Raw genomic sequence first — 17,484 nt, 5'->3', positions numbered from 1 at the left:
CCGAAGCCCGCGCCCGCCCTTCCCCGGTCTGTTATTCTGGCGCCCGTTTTTCCGCACCACGCCCCCAGCATGACAGCCAAGCAATACGACGAATCCTCCTTCCGCGTCCTCAAGGGCCTGGAGCCGGTGCGCGAGCGCCCGGGCATGTATACCCGCACCGACTCGCCAGCGCACATCATCCAGGAAGTCATCGACAACGCTGCCGACGAAGCCCTGGCCGGCTTCGCCAAGAAGATCCACGTCACCTTGCATCTGGATGGCTCGGTGACGGTGGCCGACGACGGCCGCGGCATTCCGGTTGGGCTGCACCCGGAAGAAGGCGTGCCGGTAGTGGTGCTGGCCTATACCCGGCTGCACGCCGGCGGCAAATTCGACAAGCGTGAAGGCAACAGCGCCTACGCCTTCTCCGGCGGCCTGCACGGCGTCGGCGTGGCGGTGACCAATGCGCTGTCCACCCGTGTCGAGGTCGAGGTAAAACGCGAAGGCAAGCTGCACCGCATCGACTTCACCAACGGGGGAGAACAGATCGGCGAAGTGCGGGTGGAAGGCGAATGCGGCCGTCAGACCGGTACTCGGGTCCGGGTGTGGCCGGATGCGCGCTACTTCGACAACCCGCGCGTGCCGGTGGCCGAGATAGAGCGCCTGCTGCGCAGCAAGGCGGTGCTGCTGTCCGGCGTCAGCGTGCGGCTGGACACCGAGCAGGCCAGCGGCGCGGCGCTGACCAAGACCTGGTCCTACCCCGAAGGCCTGGCCGGCTACCTGAAGGAAGTGGCAGGCGATTTCGAGCCGGTGGCGCCCATCTACACCGCCGAGAACTACGCCGGCAAGGACGACGCCAGCTTCGCCCCCGGCGAGGGCGCGGCCTGGGCCATCGCCTGGTTCGAGAGCGCGGTGCCCAGCGAATCCTATGTGAACCTGATTCCGACGGTGGCCGGCGGCACCCATGAGTCCGGCCTGCGCGCCGGCGTGTTCGAGGCCATCAAGTCCTTCATCGAACACCACGCGCTGCTGCCGCGCGGCGTCAAGCTGCAGCAGGAAGATGTCTGCGGGCGCATGAGCTTCGTCCTCTCCGCCCGCCTGCTGGACCCGCAGTTCCAGGGCCAGGTAAAGGAGAAGCTGAACTCCCGCGAGGCGGTGAAGCTGGTCTCCTCCCAGATCCGCGACCCCTTCGAGATCTGGCTGAACAACCATGTCGAGGCCGGCAAGGCGATCGCCGAGCTGTCGATCAAGCAGGCGCTGGCACGGCAGAAGAGCGCGCAGAAGGTCGAGAAGAAGAAGACCTCCGGCGTGGCCGTACTGCCCGGCAAGCTGTCGGACTGCGAGTCCGAGGACATCGCCGAAAACGAACTCTTCTTGGTCGAAGGGGACTCCGCCGGCGGTTCCGCCAAGATGGCGCGCGACAAGGAAACCCAGGCCATCCTGCCCTTGCGCGGCAAGGTGCAGAACGCCTGGGAGATAGACCCCGACCGACTGTTTGCCAATGCCGAGATCCACGACATCGCCGTCGCCCTGGGCGTGGATGCCCACAAGGCCGGCAGCAACCCGGACCTTTCCGGCCTGCGCTACGGCAAGGTCGTCATCATGTCGGACGCGGATGTGGACGGCTCCCACATCCAGACCCTGCTGCTCACCCTCTTCTTCCGCCATTTCCCGGCGCTGATCGCGCGCGGCCACGTGTACATCGCCCAGCCGCCGCTGTATCGCGTCGACGTACCGGCCCAGGGCAAGAAACGCCCGGCGCGCCGCCTCTACGCGCTGGACGACGGCGAGCTCGCCGCCATCCGCGACCGCATGCAGCAGGAAGGCTTCAAGCTGGAACAGCTGGAGATCGGCCGCTTCAAGGGCCTCGGCGAGATGAACCCCGACCAGCTGCGCGAGACCACCATGGCACCCGCCACCCGCCGGGTGCTGCCGGTGCAGGTGCGCCCCGGCGCCGACGAGGAAACCCAGCGCATGTTCACCCTGCTGATGGGCAAGGGTGAGGCTTCCGGCCGCCGCGCCTGGATGGAAGACAAGGGCGACACGGTGGAAGCCGACATCTGAGGTTTCTACCCGGCGGGCAGAGCGGAATGCATCTTGCTTAAGCGCAGGATCCGCGACTCCATCCTGCCCACCATGGCCCGCCCCAAGCCCGTCGAAAACCTGGTCGATTTCGGTCCGCTGCCGCCCCACGTCAACGCCCTGCTGCAGGAAGGCGTGGGCTGCCATCGCAGCGATCCGGCACGCGCCCGCGCGTTGTTCCGCCACGCCATCGAGATCTCGCCCTCCTCCCTGCCCGCCTACCGCTGCCTGTTCAAACTGCAGAACCAGCAGCGCGACCTGGACGACGCCCTCGCCGTCGCCCTGGACGGCCTGGCCGAAGCCGCCCACCAGGCGCGCGTCAGCCAGGATTGGCGCACCTGGACCCCAACCGACGTCGGCGAAAGCAGGCGCCGCACGACACCCCAGCGCTTTCTGCTCTCCTTTCTCAAGGCGCTGGCCTTCATCGAACTGCGACGCGGCAACCCCGAAGTCAGCCGCAGCGTGCTCGGCCATCTGCAGTTGCTGGACCCGGACGACGGCGTTGGCCACTCGGTGATTGCCGCACTGCTGGAAGACGCCGAGGACGAGTGAACACCGCCCCGGTGGCAAAACCGACAAGCGCCGCAGCCGCGTCGCATCCTCGCCGCCGCGGTTGGCGGCTGGCGCCGCGAACGGGGTAAGATCGGGGCCCTTTGCCAATCCGGCCCGCGCTTCACCTCCGATGAGTAACGATTCCCTCGATCTGTTCGACGCCGCAACGCCCCCGGCTCCCCCCCCGCCCGAAACCCCGGTTTCCGGCGAACTCGACGACGGCGCGCTGCCGCTGGACCGCTACGCCGAGCGCGCCTACCTCGCCTATGCGATGAGCGTGGTGCGCTCGCGCGCCCTGCCCCAGGTGGAAGACGGCCTCAAGCCGGTGCAGCGCCGCATCCTGCATGCGATGAACGAGATGCGCCTGAGCGCGCAATCCAAGCATGTGAAGTCCGCCCGCGTGGTCGGCGACGTCATCGGTAAATACCACCCCCACGGCGACAGCTCGGTGTACGACGCCATGGTGCGGGTCGCCCAGGACTTCTCGCTGCGCTATCCGCTGGTGGACGGCCAGGGCAACTTCGGCTCGCGCGACGGCGATTCCGCCGCGGCCATGCGCTACACCGAATGCCGGCTGACGCCCATCGCCGAACTGCTGCTGTCCGAGATCGACCGCGGCACAGTGGATTTCATCCCCAACTACGACGGTGCCTTCGAAGAGCCGCAGCTGCTGCCCGCCCGCCTGCCCATCGTGCTGATGAACGGCGCCTCCGGCATCGCGGTCGGGATGGCCACCGAGATTCCACCGCACAACCTGCGCGAAGTCGCCGAGGCCGCCTGCCATCTGATCCGCCATCCGGAAGCCGGCCTGGACGAAGTCCTGCCGCTGCTGCCCGGCCCCGACTTCCCCGGCGGTGGCCAGCTCATCTCCACCCCGGAAGCCATCCGCGACGCCTACGCCAGTGGCCGCGGCAGCCTGCGCATGCGCGCACGCTGGCGCATCGAGGAGTTGGCGCGCGGGCAGTGGCGCGTCATCGTCGAGCAGCTGCCGCACGGCGTATCCACCGCCCAGGTGCTGTCCGAGATCGAAGGCATCACCAACCCGCAGCCGCGCGCCGGCAAGAAGGACGTCTCCCAGGAGCAGAAGAACCTCAAGCAGCTGGTGCTGGGCGTGCTGGATACCGTGCGCGATGAGTCCAGCGACAAGTCGCCGGTGCGCATCGTGCTCGAGCCCAAGTCCAGCCGGCAGAGCCGCGACGAGTTCATGGCGGTGCTGCTGGCCCACACCAGCCTTGAAAGCTCGGTCTCGCTGAACCTGACAATGATAGGCCGCGACGGCCGGCCGCAGCAGAAGAACCTGGTGCAGATCCTCAAGGAGTGGATCGACTTCCGCTACCACGCGGTGGAGCGGCGCACCCGCCACCGGCTGGGTGAAGTCGATCGCCGGCTGCACATCCTGGAAGGCCGCATGATCGCCTTCCTGCACATCGAGGAGGTGATCCGCGTCATCCGCGAGTCGGACGAGCCCAAGCCGGCGCTGATCTCCGCCTTCGGCCTCAGCGAGATCCAGGCGGAGGACATCCTCGAAATCCGCCTGCGCCAGCTCGCCCGGCTGGAAGGCTTCAAGATCGAGAAGGAACTGGCCGAGCTCAAGCAGGAGCGCGAAGGCCTGCAGCACCTGCTGGACAACCGCAATGCGATGACCAAGCTCATCCTCAAGGAAATCCAGGAGGATGCGAAGAAGTACGGCGACGACCGCCGCACGCTGCTGGAAACCGTTGCCCCGGCGGCCAGCGCCGAGCTCAGCGTCGCCGACGAGCCGATGACGGTCATCCTCTCGCGCAACGGCTGGGTACGTGCCCGCCAGGGCCACGGCATCGACCCGGCAGCAGTGTCCTACAAGGCCGGCGACTTCGGCTTCGCACTGCTGGAAACCCGCAGCACCTGGCCGCTGATCGTCATCGACACCAACGGCCGCGCCTATACCATCAAGGTCTCAGAGCTGCCCGGCGGCCGCGGCGACGGCGTGCCCATCACCACGCTGGTGGACTTCCAGGACGGCGGCAAGCTGGCGCAAGTGGTCTCCGACGCACCGGACACCGTCTGGTTCTTTGCCAACAGCGGAGGCTACGGCTTCCTCTGCTCAGTGACCGATGCCAGCAGCCGCCAGCGTGCCGGCAAGGCCTTCATGAGCCTGGAGAAAGGCGAACGCCTGCTTGCGCCTGCCAAGGCGGTGGGCAACTGGATCGCCGCCGCCTCCGAAGGTGGCCGCCTGCTGGTGTTCCCGCGCACCGAGATGAAGGTACAGAGCGGCGGCCGAGGCGTCATCGTGATGGCGTTGGACGAAGGCGAAGCCCTCGCCGCCGTCGCGATACCGGCAGACGAGGCGGTGCTGGTGGTGGAGGGAACGGGTCGGGGCGGCAAGGCCACCAGCCAGGAGCTCAAGCCGGCCCAACGGGAAACCCTGCGCCATCGCCGTGCCCGCAAGGGTGTGCCGCTGGCGCCCAGGATCAAACCTGAGCGCATGCGCTGATCCTGGCGCACCTGTCCGCAATACGCACCGCCGCAAGCGGAGCAGCATGAAAAACGGCCGGGAACCCCGGCCGTTTTCGTTTTCTTTCACTGCGGAAGCAGTTCAGCTCCGGGCGCGCCAAAACTGCCACCAGCGGCGCTGACGCATGGCCCGCTGCGCCTCCTCCATCCACGCCGGGCGGGAGCCGTTCTCCACGTACCAGCCACCGAAGCGCTGATCCACGTCGCAGATGTGGCGGATCAGCCATACCCGCAGAAAGTGCAGCAGCTCGAAAGTGATGGAGGTTTCGCCCTTGTCCAGCTTGGCCTGCAGGGCGTGGATCTGGTCGATCAGCGCCTCGTGGTAGCTGCGGTGCTCCTCATACTCAGGGTAACCGGACTCCCGCATCAGCCGCTCTTCGATGGCGAAGTGCTCGCGGGTGTAGTTCACCAGTTCGTCCAGGGTACGCCGCACCGCCTTGGAGCCCTGACGCTCGTGGATCGCCGCATTGAGACGGTTCAGCAACGCAACCAGCTCTTCGTGCTGCTCGTCGATGTCACCGATACCGACGTGATACGCATCGCTCCATTCGAACAGATCAGCCATGGCCCTGCCTCCTATACCGTGTGGTATGGATTGTTTGCTTCATACCGTATGAAGGCCTTGACTCTCGTCAATGGGTCACGGCTTTGGCCCACGCCGTTCGTCAGGGGGTGGCGGTGGTGGCCGGCTCAGGAGGCAGGATGGAGCGAATGGGGTCGTTGCGCGGAATGCGCCCCGGCGCGGCCGGAGCCGGTTCGCCCATGCGCGACTCGATCATGATCGTTACCCGCCGGTTGCGCGAGCGGCCTTCTTCGGTGTCATTGGCTGCCACCGGCCGCTGGTCGGCATAACCGGCCGCTGTCAGCCGCTCCGGCTGCACGCCGGCGTCGACGAACAGCCGCACCACCGAGGAGGCACGCACCGCGGAGAGCTCCCAGTTGGAGGGGAAGCGGAAGGTGTTGATCGGCGTGTTGTCGGTGTGGCCCTCGATGGTGATCGGGAAGTCCGCCCCTGCCAGCACGTCTGCCACCGCCCGCAGCGCGGACACCGCCGGCGCGCCCAGCATCGCGTCGCCCGGCGCGAAAAGCACGCTGGCGTTGATCTCCACGGTGATGCCGAAGGCGCCCTCGGAAACGCTCACCTGTCCGCCCCGCGTCAGGGGCTCCAGCACGCGCCGGATTTCATCCGCCATGTTGCGCATGCGCTGCGCCACCTGCTGCCGCCTGGCCTCCGCCGCCTCCTGCTCAGGCGTGCGCGCCGGTGCCGCGGCCGGCGCCGGCAAGGCCGGCGATACGGCGCTGATCTGCGGCAGCACGATCTGCTGGCCGCCCTCGTCCTGCACGTTGATGTTGCGGAAGGCCTGTACCAGCGAGTCCGACAACACCCGGTACTTGCCTTCGTTGATGGACGACAGCGAGTACATCACGACGAAGAAGGCGAACAACAGCGTGATGAAATCGGCATAGGAGACGAGCCAGCGCTCGTGGTTCTCGTGTTCCTCTTCCTGGCGTCTTCTGCGTGGCATGGCTGGGCTCCGTTTGGGGGCATTCTACGGACAAACGCCGCATTCCTTTAATGACGGCGCCACGGCGCCAGGCAACGAAGAACGGCACAGCCCGGCGGCAAATGCAATACCGCCGCCTCAAGGCGGGGCTGACGCTGCCGTATATAGTGATAACGGAAAGCGTCCTCCGAGGCCGAAAAATGGACTTCATCTTCAATAGCGTGCGCAACAAGCTCCTGCTCATCTGCGGCGGCGGCACGACGCTGGTGCTGCTGGCCGCGGGCATCGGCCTGTTCCTGCAATACCAGTCGATCAACCGGCTGACTTCCGGCGAAGTCGCCGAACTGCAGAACCAGCGGGCCTCGGTGCTGGAGAGCAAGGCCACCTACAACGGCCAGTTGCTGGAGTGGAAGAACACCCTGCTGCGCATCACCGACGCCCAGGCGCAGGCCCAGCACTGGAACACCTTCCTCGCCCGGGAGAAGGAGGTCCGCGCCCAGGTCGACCGCCTCGCCACCGTCGACAATGCCCGGATCCGGGAGATCGTCGCCGAGTTCGGTCGCGCCCACTCCACGCTCAGCCAGACCTACCAGGCGGCGCTGAACGACTACAAGATCGACTTCAACCTCTACGACCTCGAAGAGAACGTGCGGGGCGCGGATGCCAATTCCAGCGCCCTGCTCGACCAATTGGTGGGTGCGATGGTGAGCTACATCGACATGCGCACCAAGGCGATAGACCACAGTTCGAACCGCATCGTCGCCATCAGCGTCGGGCTGATGGCGGCCGCCTGCGTGCTCGCCTTCGGCATTTTTCTGTGGCTGCTGCGCCAGCAGATCACCCAGCCGGCCGAGGAACTGGAGCGGGCACTGCAGTCCCTCGCCCGCGGCGATTTCAGCCAGCCGGTGCGCGCCCGCACCCGCGACGAGATTGGCCGTATCGCCACCAGCGCGGAAACCATACGCCGCGACCTCGGCGCGCTGATCCAGCGCGTGGCCGCATCGGTGAAACAGGTGGACGAAGGCGCCGGCGGGCTGGCCGGCGAGAGCCGCAGCGTAGCTTCTTCCGCTGCCGCGACATCCGAAGTGGCGGCCTCCACCGCGGCGACCGTGGAGCAAGTCACCCTCTCCATCCAGAGCATCAGCGACAACGCCGGCAGGGTCAGCGAACTCTCCCGCACCGGCGCCAGCGAGGCGCGGCTGGCGGAGGCCAAGCTGGCCTCCCTGGCCGGCTCCATCGACGAATCGACCGCGATGATGAACACCGTGACCGAGACGGCCCAGGATTTCATCCACAACGCCCGCGACATCGCGGCCATGACCCAGCAGGTGCGGGAGATCGCCGATCAGACCAATCTGCTGGCGCTGAATGCCGCGATCGAGGCGGCACGGGCCGGCGAACAGGGGCGCGGCTTCGCCGTGGTGGCGGACGAAGTGCGCAAGCTGGCGGAGAAATCCAGCCAGTCCGCCAGCCAGATCGACGCCATCACCTCCGGACTGGGCGACCAGGCGGGCAGCCTGGAGAAGGCGCTGAACCGCGGTCTGCAGGCACTGGAATCCAGCCGGGAAAGCATGAACGAGGCGGCGACCGCGCTGAGCACCGCCAGCCGCTCCTCCGAACGCGCCTCGGAGGAGGTCGAGCAGATCAACCAGTCGGTGAAGGAACAAAGCGAGGCGAGCAACCAGATCGCCCGCCATGTGGAAACCATCGCCGAGATGGTGGAGCAGAGCCACGCCGCGGTCGGCCGCATGGCCAGCACCGCCGACGGCCTGCATCACGTGGCCGACGAACTGAAAGCCTCCATCGACAGCTTCCGCCTCTGACCGCCGGCACCGCGCCGGCGCGGCAGCGATGCCGCGCTCAGACGATGTAGCCCTGCATGCGGCTTTCGATGATGCGCGGGTTGTCGCCATTGGCGATGCCCACCAACCCATCGACAAACATCTCGCGCTGGGCCACCAGCACGCCGATGTGCGCCATCAGCTTCTTGGCGATGGGGAGGAAAATGAGGTTGGCCGAGCCCACGCCGTAAATGGTGGCGACGAAGGCCACCGCGATGCCGGCGCCGAGCTTGGACGGATCGCTGAGATTCTCCATCACATGGATCAAGCCCATCACCGCGCCCAGGATGCCGATGGTGGGCGCATAGCCGCCCGCCCCTTCCCAGATCCGCGCGCACTGCTTCAGCTGCCCTTCCCAGGCACCGATCTCCACCTCCAGCACTTCGCGCAGGCGGCCCGGCTCCACGCCATCCACCAGCATCTGCAGGCCCTTGCGCATGAAGGGATCGGGCAGGCGGTCGACATGGTTCTCCAGCGCCAGCAGGCCTTCCTTGCGGGCGATCTGGCTCCAGTTGGTGACCTGCTGGATGACCTGCGTCGGGCTGCTGGAAGGGGGCACGAATACCCACTTGCCCATCTTCATGCCCTGGATGAAGATTCTCAGCGGGCTCTGCAGCATCACCGCTCCCAGGGTGCCGCCAATGACGATGAGGAAGGCGGTGGGCTGCACCAGTGAGCTGATGTGCCCCCCTTCCAGCGCCTGACCGAGCACGATGGCGGCGAGCCCGAGCGTCAGGCCGACGAGACTGATACTGTCCATGCTTAATGGCTTCCGGTTGGCAAGCTCGGGAAAGGCTGGCGGGCCGGCAGCCCCGACGCGACGGCCTCCGGCCGCAACATGCGCAAGCCGGCAGGCACGCGTCAGGCCTCGGCCGCCGGTTTCTTGGGCGGACGGCCGCGCCGGGCACCGCCGCCGGCGACCACGCTGCGCCCGCCCAGCATGTGCGAGCGCAGGCGGGCAACCGCCTGGCTGTGCAGCTGGCATACGCGCGACTCGGTGACGCCCAGCACCTCGCCGATTTCCCTGAGATTGAGTTCTTCTTCGTAGTACAGGCCCATCACCAGCTTTTCCCGCTCCGGCAGGGCCTCGATGGCACGCACCAGATGCGAGCGCATGTCGGCGTCTTCGAGCAGGTCCAGCGGGTTGGTTTCGTGTTCCCCCAGGTGGCGCTCGAAATAGTCTTCGCCCTCGCCATCGGTGAAATCCTCGAAATAGACCAGTTGATGGCCGCGAGCGTCCTGCAGCATGCGCTGGTACTCCGCCAGCGGCACGCCCAGGGATTCGGCCAGTTCTGTCTCGCTGGGCGCGCGGCCGAACTGCTGTTCCAGCAGGTGGATGGCGCCTTCGATGCGGCGCATGTCGCGGCGCAGGCTGCGCGGCAGCCAGTCGTTCTCGCGCAGGCCGTCCAGCATGGCGCCGCGGATGCGCTGCACCGCATAGGTCTCGAACTGCGCGCCCAGACCTTCCTCGTAACGGTTGATCGCGTCGAGCAGGCCCATCATGCCGTTCTGGATCAGGTCTTCCGGCTCGACACTGGCCGGCAGCTTGACCATCAGTTGATAGGCGATCCGCTTCACCAGCGGCGCGTAGGCCGTCACCAGGTGATCCTTGTCGAGATTGCCCTCAGCGTCGTACATCCATTTCGCCTGTATCTTCTTGCGGCGGGAACGCTCCGTCGAGGCGCCGCCCGAATCCGCGGACGGCCATTTTCCCGCACCGGCGGCACCATTACCAGCGGGATAGGTAAAGGGCATCACAGGCTCACCGTTCCCGCGGCGATGTCAAGACACCGCCGCTCCCATCCAGCTTCGCCAGTTGACGCAGGAAAGCCGCTTCCGGTTCGCGGCCACCCCCTACCACGGGGATGCGCGCCAGCCCGTTGGCGAGGTCATCGCGCTCCACTTCACCGAGCCATGTGAGCGGCACGCCGACATGACGACGTACCAGCGCCTCCAGGCTGGCGAAGAAGGCAGTTGCTTCCTCCCGGCTGCGGGCGCGGGACACGGCGACGTGCAAGGAGCCGGCGCCAGCAGCGGCAAGCTGCTTGATCACCTGATAGGCCTCGGTGGCACCCGGGGCACTGGCCTCGGCCACCAGCAGGCGGCGCGGTGCGGCGTGCACGAAGGGGGAAGGATCCGCAGCGGAATCCGGTGCGGCATGCACCAACACGAAGCCGGCATGCCGGTGCAGCACCTTCAGCGCCTCCACCAGGCAGGCGCGGCGGGCGTTATCCAGCAGCGGCAGCGCCAGCGCCGCGGCTGCGGCCGGTACCCTGCCCATCAGGCCGGGAATCGGCTGCAGCAGTTCGGCCAGCGTCAGCCGGCCATCCAGCATCTGCAGCAGGTCCGGCCCCGGCGCCAGGCCGAGCATGCCGCCCAGGGCGTCATCGCCGCCCGCTTCGTCCAGGATCAACACCCGCTCTGCCTGACCAGCGATGCGGTGGGCGGCACGCACCGCGTGGTGAACCCGGTAGCGGCCGGTGGCATAGAGCGCCACCACCACCGGCGGCGCCCGGCGGAACAGCCGGCGCAGGCCGGCAGCCTGATCTTCGCGTCCGTCCAGCATGTCAGGCTCCTGCGCCGCCCGCCGCCAGCATCAGGCCGGCTTCGTCGCCCTGCAGACGCCACGGCGATTCGGCCGCCGGCTCACGCATGGCACGGTGCAGCAGGTAGGCGCGGTTGGGCAGGTGCAGATCTTCCGGCACCCGCTGACCATTGGCCACGTAGAAGACGTCCAGCTTGCGGCGCACCGCCACATCCACCGCTGGTGCGAGCGAAGCCGCCTCGTCCACCTTGGTGAAGATGCAGCCTTGGAGTTCCGGGCCAGCGTAGGCGCGCACCACATCGTCCAGGGTGTCGCCGCGGCAGGTGGCGTTCAACAGCAGCAGGCGGCGCACGTCGCCGGCGCCGGTGAGCATGGCGGCCTGCTCGGCCACCGCCTTGTCGCGCTGGCTCATGCCCATGGTGTCGATCAGCACCATGTGTTTGCCGCGCAGTTCGGCGAGGGTCTGGCGGAGGTCCGCGGCGTCGCGCACCGAGAACACCGGCACACCGAGGATGCGGCCGTAGATGCGCAGTTGCTCCTGGGCGCCGATGCGGTAGCCATCGGTGGTGATCAGGGCCAGCCGGCTGGCGCCGTGGCGCACCACGCAGCGGGCGGCCAGCTTGGCGGTGGTGGTGGTCTTGCCGACGCCGGTGGGACCAACCAGGGCGTAGACGCCGCCGCGGTCGATGATGTCATCGTCGGAGGAGCGCGCGCGCAGCAGGCGGTCAAGCACGCCGCGCACAGAGGCGCGGGCCTGCTCCGGCGTGGCGTCCTCGGCCACCGCCTCGCACAGCTTGCGCGCGGTGGGGCCGGAGAAGCCGGCTTCCAGCAGTTCGCCGACGACGGTGGCACGGGCCGGCGCATGGCGGCGGGTTTCGCCCCAGGCGAAACCGGCGAGTTGGCGCTCGATCATGCCGCGGATGCCGGAGAGTTCGTCCATCAGTCTGGCATTGGTTTCCTGCAGCGCCTGCACGCGGGCGTCTTCCGCTTCGCGGGCAAGCGATGCCGCCGGCGCGGTCGCAGCGGGCTGATGCACAGGTTCTGCCAGCGGACGCTCCATGGACGGGCGTGGCTCCGGCATGTCCAGCAGCGGCGCCGGGCGGAGCGCGGCCGCAGGCGCAGCCGGGCGGCGGCTGACGATGTGATCGTTGGGCTCGGCACGCGGCGGGGTGAACGGCCGGATCACCTGGGGCCTCACAGCCGGCTCGGCAGCGGCGCGGCGCGGCATCTCAGCAGTGGCATTGCGCGGAATCGCACCGGCGGCGAGGCCAGACAGGCTCACATGAAAATCGTCGTCGTCGAAGGGGAACGGGGCAGGCGCGGCGGGGGCACGCGGAGCCGGCGCGGCTACCGCCGGCTTGGTGGGCGATTGCATCGCGCCGACAGCGTCGGCAGGAAGCGCCAGGATTTCGACCCCGCCTTCCACCGCCCTGTTGGACAGCACGATGGCGTCGGCACCGAGTTCTTCCTTGAGGGCACGCAGGGCCTCGCGGGCGGTTTGGGCAAAGTAGCGCTTCACGTTCATCATGGATCTCCGAACAACCCCGCTTTTGGCGCAGGTTCAGCCGGATTATCGGCGGCGTGGAGGTGGACCGATGGCAGGAATAAAGCCCGCTTTTCCCGCTTATTCGTCGTCGCCCCTGTTGCCGTCGCCCCCAGCGCAAACGGCTTTCCGCGGACGGCCGGAAGCGGCCTCAGGCATGCCTTGCCCGGGACCGGAAAGCTATGCAGAAAGTACTATCAGGCGGCGCCGCCGACCACCGAGGTGACGCGGATGATGCGCGACTCTGGCACCTCGGCGTTGGAGATGACCTTGAGCGAAGGCACCGAGCGGCGCAGGAAGCGCGACAGCAGGGTGCGCAGTTGCGCCGGCACCAGCAGCACCGGCGGCAGGCCGATGTCCTCCTGGCGCTGGGCGATCTGCGCCGTCTGGCGCAGCAGGGTGTCGGCCAGGCCCGGCTCGATGGCGCCGCCCTCGCTGCCGGCGGACATGGCCTGCATCAGGATGCGCTCCAAGCCCGGCTCCAGCGCCATGACCTGCACTTCGGCGTTGCCGGGGAACAGGCTCTGGATGATGGCGCGGCCCAAGGCTTCGCGCACCCTCGCGGTGAGCTCGATCGGGTCCTGTACGCGCGGCGCATGCTCCGCCAGGACCTCGATGATGGTGCGCATGTCGCGGATGTTGACGCCCTCCTCCAGCAGGTTCTGCAGCACCCGCTGCACGGTGGAAACTGGCAGCTGCTTGGGCACCAGATCTTCGATGAGCTTGGGCGATTCCTTGCCGATGTGGTCCATCAGCGCCTGGGTTTCCTGGCGACCCAGCAGCTCGGCGGCATGGTTGAGGATGAGGTGGTTGAGGTGGGTGGCGACCACGGTGCTGGCATCCACCACCGTATAGCCCAGGGCGTGCGCCTGCTCACGAGTTCCGCCGTCGATCCAGAACGCCGGCAGGCCGAAGGCCGGGTCCTTGGTCTCGCGGCCGTTCAGCGGGCCGGAAACGCGGCCAGGGTTGATGGCGAGGAACTGGCCGGGGTAAGCCTCGCCGCCGCCGATCTCCACCCCCTTCAGCGCGATGCGGTAGGCGTTCGGCTTCAATTCCAGGTTGTCGCGGATGTGTACCGGCGCGGCGAGGAAACCTACCTCCTGCGCGAACTTCTTGCGCAGGCCCCGGATGCGCTTCAGCAGTTCGCCGTCCTGGCCCTTGTCCACCATCGGGATCAGGCGGTAGCCCACTTCCAGGCCGAGCACGTCCACCGGCGCCACATCGTTCCAGCTGGCCTCCTGCACTTCGGCCTGCGGCTGGGCGGCCGCGGCTGCTGCTGCGGCCGCCTTGGCCGCGGCCGGCTTGGCCTCCTTGCTGCCCGCCTCCTGTTTCTTGTATCCCCTCCAGGCCAGGTAACCGAAACCGGCCGCCAGCAGGATGAAGACGAAGTTGGGCATGCCCGGGATGAGGCCGAGCACGCCGATGATGCCGGCGGTAAGCGCCATCACCTGCGGATTGGCGAAAATCTGGGAGATCACCTGCGCGCCGATGTCGCCTTCGTCGTCTCCCACGCGGGACACCACCAGGCCGGCGGCCACCGAGATGATCAGCGACGGGATCTGCGCTACCAGGCCGTCGCCGATGGTCAGCAGCGTGTAGGTGTGGGCGGCATCGCCCACTTCCATCTGGTGCTGTATCACTCCGACGAAGAGACCACCGAGGATGTTGATGACCAGGATGAGGATGCCGGCGACAGCGTCGCCGCGCACGAACTTGGAGGCACCGTCCATGGCGCCGTAGAAGTCCGCTTCGTTTGCGATTTCCTTGCGCCTGGCCTTGGCGGTCTTCTCGTCGATGAGGCCGGCGTTGAGGTCGGCGTCGATCGCCATCTGCTTGCCCGGCATCGCGTCCAGGGTGAAGCGGGCGCTCACTTCCGCGATCCGGCCCGCGCCCTTGGTGATGACGACGAAGTTGATCAGGGTGAGGATGATGAACACCACGATGCCGACCGCGGTGTTGCCACCCACCAGGAAGTGGCCGAAGGCCTCGATCACCTTGCCTGCAGCGTCCGGCCCGGAATGCCCCTCCAGCAGCACGACCCGGGTGGAGGCGACGTTCAGCGACAGCCGCAGCAGCGTGGTCACCAGCAGCACCGTGGGGAACACCGAGAAATCCAGCGGTTTCCTGGAGTACATCGCCACCAGCATCACCATGACCGAGACCGCGATGTTGAAGGTGAAGAACACGTCCAGCAGGAAAACCGGCAGCGGCAGCACCATCATCGACAGGATCATGATGATGAGCAGCGGCGCCGCCAGCGGCTGCAGGTTCTCCGGCGTGATCAGCCGGCGCAGGTTGAGAACGTTGATGGCCATGGCTCAGGCGGTCTCGGCGTTCATTCTTCGGGCACTCCCGGGTCCATGCCTTCGGGCACCGGCAGCTCGGACGGCTGAGTGGGCTTGACCCCACCCTGGCTCATCCACTGGTTCAACTGATAGACGTAGGCCATGACTTCGGCTACCGCGGTGTAGAGCTGGGTGGGAATCGCGTCCTCCAGCTCGCAATGGGTGTAGAGCGCACGCGCCAGCGGCGGTGCCTCCAGCATCGGAACCTCGTGTTCCTGGGCAATCTCCCGGATCTTCAACGCCAGTTCGCCACGCCCCTTGGCAACCACCACCGGGGCGCCCATCTTCTCGGCGTCATACTTCAGCGCCACCGAGAAGTGCGTCGGGTTGGTGACGACCACGTCCGCCTTCGGCACCGCGGCCATCATGCGGTTGCGCGCCATCTGGCGCTGCACGCTGCGGATGCGCCCCTTGAGCTGGGGATCGCCCTCCTGCTCCTTGTACTCCTGCTTGACCTCTTCCTTGGTCATGCGCAGACGGCGGTGGTACTGCCAGAGCTGGAACGGAACGTCGAGCAGCGCCAGGAAACCGAGGCTGGCGGCAATCAACACAGCGGTGAAGATCACCGTGTCGGCGAAGTCGGACATGCCCACCTCCAGCGGCTCCGCCATGAGGTCGAACAGGTGATCCTTCTGTGACCACAGCACCATGCTGCCCACGCCGCCCACCAGCGCCGCCTTCAGCATCGCCTTCAGCATTTCCGCCAGCCCATGTACCGAGAACATGCGCTTGATGCCCTCCAGCGGATTCAGCCGGCCGAACTTGAACCCTAGGGCCTTGGAGGAAAACACCAGGCCACCCAGCGCGATCGGCGCCCCCACCGCGGCGATCAGCAGCACGAGGAACAGCGGCATCAGGGTAAGCAAGGCGCCGCTCAGGAGGTTCTGCAGCGTGGCCAGCATCAGCGTGGGATCGAACGCCAGCTCGCGCTCGATGATGAGGGCGCGCCGCACCATGCCGAACATGCGCTCTGCCATCCAGCCACCCAGCGCCCATAGCGTGAGCACGCCGGTCATGGTGACGAGAAAGGTAGACAGTTCCCGCGACTGCGGAACCTGTCCTTCCTCGCGGGCTTGTTGCAGCCTTCGCGGTGATGCGCTTTCTGTCTTTTCGAGATCGCTGTCTTCGGCCACGGCCGGCTCCGGGAACCCAGGTCCCCGCGCCCAACAGGCCGGACGCAGGACGAGATGCGGCAATTATCGCCGCCGTCCGACAAGTCCTGCCGCCGAAAAGACCGGGGAAAGCCGGCTTATTCGGGCTTTGTTCCGCTACCGTAGCCGCCGCTTACGCCGCGTTTCAGGAGAGTTTCGAGGTCGCTCAGCGCGCCTCGGGAAGCCTGTCGATCCCGCGGATCTGGTCGCCGCGCTTCAGGCCCCGGTCCTTGAACCATCCCAGGTTCATCTCCAGGGCGTAGCGCGCCGGTGCCGCAGCGCAGTGGTTGTCCTCGGTCTGCGGCTGCATGTCCTCGATGTTGATGATGCGGCCCTGCGCATCCAGGAAGGCCACCGACAGCGGCAGGAAGGTATTCTTCATCCACATGCAGTGGCCAGCGTCCATCGGGAACACGAATACCATGCCGTGCTGCGCCGGCATGCTGCGCCGGTTCATCAGGCCAAGCTGCCGCGTCTGCATGGTGTAGGCCACCTCGGCCTCGATGCGGTACATGCCCGCCCCGAGCTCGGCCATAGGCATCTGCGCCTGAACCTGCGCGGCCACAAGCAGCGCCATCCCCCCCAGCACCAAGGACGCGCAAGCGCCCCATCCTGCCCGCTTCATCATGTTCTGGCCCGACCTTGGAAAGAGCAGGATTCTACCGCTTGCGCGAGAGAAGCCGCGGCGGCCGAGGCGAAGCGGCAGCCACCGCCACCTCCCGCCACTCACCCGGCGCAAGGCCATCCAGCGCCCACTCGCCGATGCGCGCGCGCACCAGCCGCAACGTCGGAAAGCCAATCTTGGCCGTCATCCGCCGCACCTGCCGGTTCTTGCCCTCGCGCAGCACGATCTCCAGCCAGGTGGTCGGCACCGTCTTGCGAAAACGCACCGGCGGCACCCGCGGCCACAGCCATTCCGGCTCGGCCACCCGCCCTGCCTCACACGGGCGAGTGATGAAGTCACCCAGGTCAACGCCGGCACGCAGCCGGGCGAGCGCGGCATCGCCCGGCTCGCCCTCCACCTGCACCAGATAGGTCTTGGGCTGCTTGTGGCGGGGATCGGCAATACGGTGTTGCAAGGCGCCGTCATCGGTCAGCAGCAGCAGGCCCTCGCTGTCGCTGTCCAGGCGCCCGGCGGCATAGACCTCCGGCACCGGCACGTAATCCTTCAGGGTGGCCTTGCCCGGCTCGGCGGTGAACTGGCAGAGCACGCCGTAGGGCTTGTTGAGCAGGATCAGCCGGGACACGGGAGAAAGGCTCGAATCGTGATGAAGCGGCAGCGCCGGCGCTTGTCCTCGGCTGGGGCGCGGGAATTCGCGCGGGGGACAGGCTGGCCGGACTAGCCAGGCGACATAATTTGGCGGGGGCTGTGAGATTCGAACTCACCTAATTAGGTATCACAATCAGAAACTTGCCGCGCAAAGAACCTGACTTGGGGCACATTTGGG

At 67.2% G+C, this 17,484-nt stretch carries 14 protein-coding genes; 4 read left to right on the top strand and 10 right to left on the bottom strand.

Going from position 1 to position 17,484, the window contains the following annotated elements; all coding sequences use genetic code 11:
• Window positions 1-69 precede the first annotated feature (69 nt).
• The 3 genes from C7389_RS16345 (at window position 70) to parC (ending at window position 5,086) form a co-directional block, all read left to right on the top strand.
• A complete protein-coding gene (locus C7389_RS16345) occupies window positions 70-2,043 on the top strand; it encodes a DNA topoisomerase IV subunit B (protein ID WP_133593427.1) in 1,974 nt (657 codons plus the stop codon).
• Window positions 2,044-2,076: 33 nt separating this feature from the next.
• Window positions 2,077-2,613, top strand: coding sequence for a tetratricopeptide repeat protein (locus C7389_RS16340; protein ID WP_133593425.1), 537 nt, complete (start codon window positions 2,077-2,079; stop codon window positions 2,611-2,613).
• 130 nt (window positions 2,614-2,743) lie between these two features.
• Window positions 2,744-5,086, top strand: a complete 2,343-nt coding sequence (parC, locus tag C7389_RS16335; protein ID WP_133593422.1) for a DNA topoisomerase IV subunit A — start codon at window positions 2,744-2,746, stop codon at window positions 5,084-5,086.
• Between the two features lie 102 nt (window positions 5,087-5,188).
• On the opposite strand, the gene C7389_RS16330 is transcribed toward parC, so the two are convergent.
• Window positions 5,189-5,671, bottom strand: a complete 483-nt coding sequence (locus C7389_RS16330) for a bacteriohemerythrin (protein ID WP_133593420.1) — start codon at window positions 5,669-5,671, stop codon at window positions 5,189-5,191.
• Between the two features lie 100 nt (window positions 5,672-5,771).
• A complete protein-coding gene (gene motD / locus C7389_RS16325; RefSeq protein WP_133593418.1) occupies window positions 5,772-6,632 on the bottom strand; it encodes a flagellar motor protein MotD in 861 nt (286 codons plus the stop codon).
• A gap of 179 nt (window positions 6,633-6,811) precedes the next feature.
• On the opposite strand from motD, the gene C7389_RS16320 reads away from it, so the two are divergent.
• Window positions 6,812-8,434, top strand: coding sequence for a methyl-accepting chemotaxis protein (locus tag C7389_RS16320; protein WP_162851764.1), 1,623 nt, complete (start codon window positions 6,812-6,814; stop codon window positions 8,432-8,434).
• A 37-nt stretch (window positions 8,435-8,471) separates the two neighbouring features.
• Here C7389_RS16320 and C7389_RS16315 read toward each other — a convergent pair whose 3' ends face one another.
• The 8 genes from C7389_RS16315 to C7389_RS16280 form a co-directional block, all read right to left on the bottom strand.
• A complete protein-coding gene (locus C7389_RS16315) occupies window positions 8,472-9,212 on the bottom strand; it encodes a flagellar motor protein (protein ID WP_133593414.1) in 741 nt (246 codons plus the stop codon).
• A 101-nt stretch (window positions 9,213-9,313) separates the two neighbouring features.
• Window positions 9,314-10,090, bottom strand: coding sequence for an RNA polymerase sigma factor FliA (locus C7389_RS16310; RefSeq protein WP_133593412.1), 777 nt, complete (start codon window positions 10,088-10,090; stop codon window positions 9,314-9,316).
• Window positions 10,091-10,214: 124 nt separating this feature from the next.
• On the bottom strand, window positions 10,215-11,018 hold the full coding sequence (locus tag C7389_RS16305; protein ID WP_133593410.1) for a MinD/ParA family ATP-binding protein: 804 nt from the start codon (window positions 11,016-11,018) through the stop codon (window positions 10,215-10,217).
• A gap of 1 nt (window position 11,019) precedes the next feature.
• A complete protein-coding gene (gene flhF / locus C7389_RS16300; RefSeq protein WP_133593596.1) occupies window positions 11,020-12,522 on the bottom strand; it encodes a flagellar biosynthesis GTPase FlhF in 1,503 nt (500 codons plus the stop codon).
• Between the two features lie 215 nt (window positions 12,523-12,737).
• Entirely contained in the window at window positions 12,738-14,855 is a 2,118-nt protein-coding gene (flhA, locus tag C7389_RS16295; protein ID WP_133593408.1) for a flagellar biosynthesis protein FlhA, read from the bottom strand.
• A gap of 20 nt (window positions 14,856-14,875) precedes the next feature.
• Entirely contained in the window at window positions 14,876-16,018 is a 1,143-nt protein-coding gene (flhB, locus tag C7389_RS16290; protein WP_133593406.1) for a flagellar biosynthesis protein FlhB, read from the bottom strand.
• A 184-nt stretch (window positions 16,019-16,202) separates the two neighbouring features.
• Window positions 16,203-16,571: a DUF192 domain-containing protein gene (locus C7389_RS16285; RefSeq protein WP_211168232.1), complete on the bottom strand. Its 369-nt coding sequence runs from the start codon at window positions 16,569-16,571 to the stop codon at window positions 16,203-16,205.
• Between the two features lie 124 nt (window positions 16,572-16,695).
• Window positions 16,696-17,283 (bottom strand): pseudouridine synthase, encoded by a 588-nt coding sequence (locus C7389_RS16280; RefSeq protein ID WP_133593404.1) that lies wholly within the window; start codon window positions 17,281-17,283, stop codon window positions 16,696-16,698.
• Window positions 17,284-17,484: the final 201 nt, after the last annotated feature.

This window comes from Azoarcus indigens, assembly GCF_004361735.1.
GTDB classification, from domain to species: Bacteria; Pseudomonadota; Gammaproteobacteria; order Burkholderiales; family Rhodocyclaceae; genus Azoarcus; species Azoarcus indigens.
The sequence above is the reverse complement of the archived record's forward strand: the minus strand, read 5'-3'. Positions and strand labels throughout refer to the sequence as shown.

Bases quoted from the DNA above. Each gene is read 5' to 3' on its own strand.
- C7389_RS16330 (WP_133593420.1), bottom strand. From the start codon at position 5,671: ATGGCTGATCTGTTCGAATGGAGCGATGCGTATCACGTCGGTATCGGT.
- flhF (WP_133593596.1), bottom strand. From the start codon at position 12,522: ATGAACGTGAAGCGCTACTTTGCCCAAACCGCCCGCGAGGCCCTGCGT.
- C7389_RS16285 (WP_211168232.1), bottom strand. From the start codon at position 16,571: ATGGCCGAGCTCGGGGCGGGCATGTACCGCATCGAGGCCGAGGTGGCC.
- C7389_RS16310 (WP_133593412.1), bottom strand. From the start codon at position 10,090: ATGTACGACGCTGAGGGCAATCTCGACAAGGATCACCTGGTGACGGCC.
- motD (WP_133593418.1), bottom strand. From the start codon at position 6,632: ATGCCACGCAGAAGACGCCAGGAAGAGGAACACGAGAACCACGAGCGC.
- C7389_RS16315 (WP_133593414.1), bottom strand. From the start codon at position 9,212: ATGGACAGTATCAGTCTCGTCGGCCTGACGCTCGGGCTCGCCGCCATC.
- parC (WP_133593422.1), top strand. From the start codon at position 2,744: ATGAGTAACGATTCCCTCGATCTGTTCGACGCCGCAACGCCCCCGGCT.
- C7389_RS16320 (WP_162851764.1), top strand. From the start codon at position 6,812: ATGGACTTCATCTTCAATAGCGTGCGCAACAAGCTCCTGCTCATCTGC.
- C7389_RS16345 (WP_133593427.1), top strand. From the start codon at position 70: ATGACAGCCAAGCAATACGACGAATCCTCCTTCCGCGTCCTCAAGGGC.
- flhA (WP_133593408.1), bottom strand. From the start codon at position 14,855: ATGGCCATCAACGTTCTCAACCTGCGCCGGCTGATCACGCCGGAGAAC.
- C7389_RS16305 (WP_133593410.1), bottom strand. From the start codon at position 11,018: ATGCTGGACGGACGCGAAGATCAGGCTGCCGGCCTGCGCCGGCTGTTC.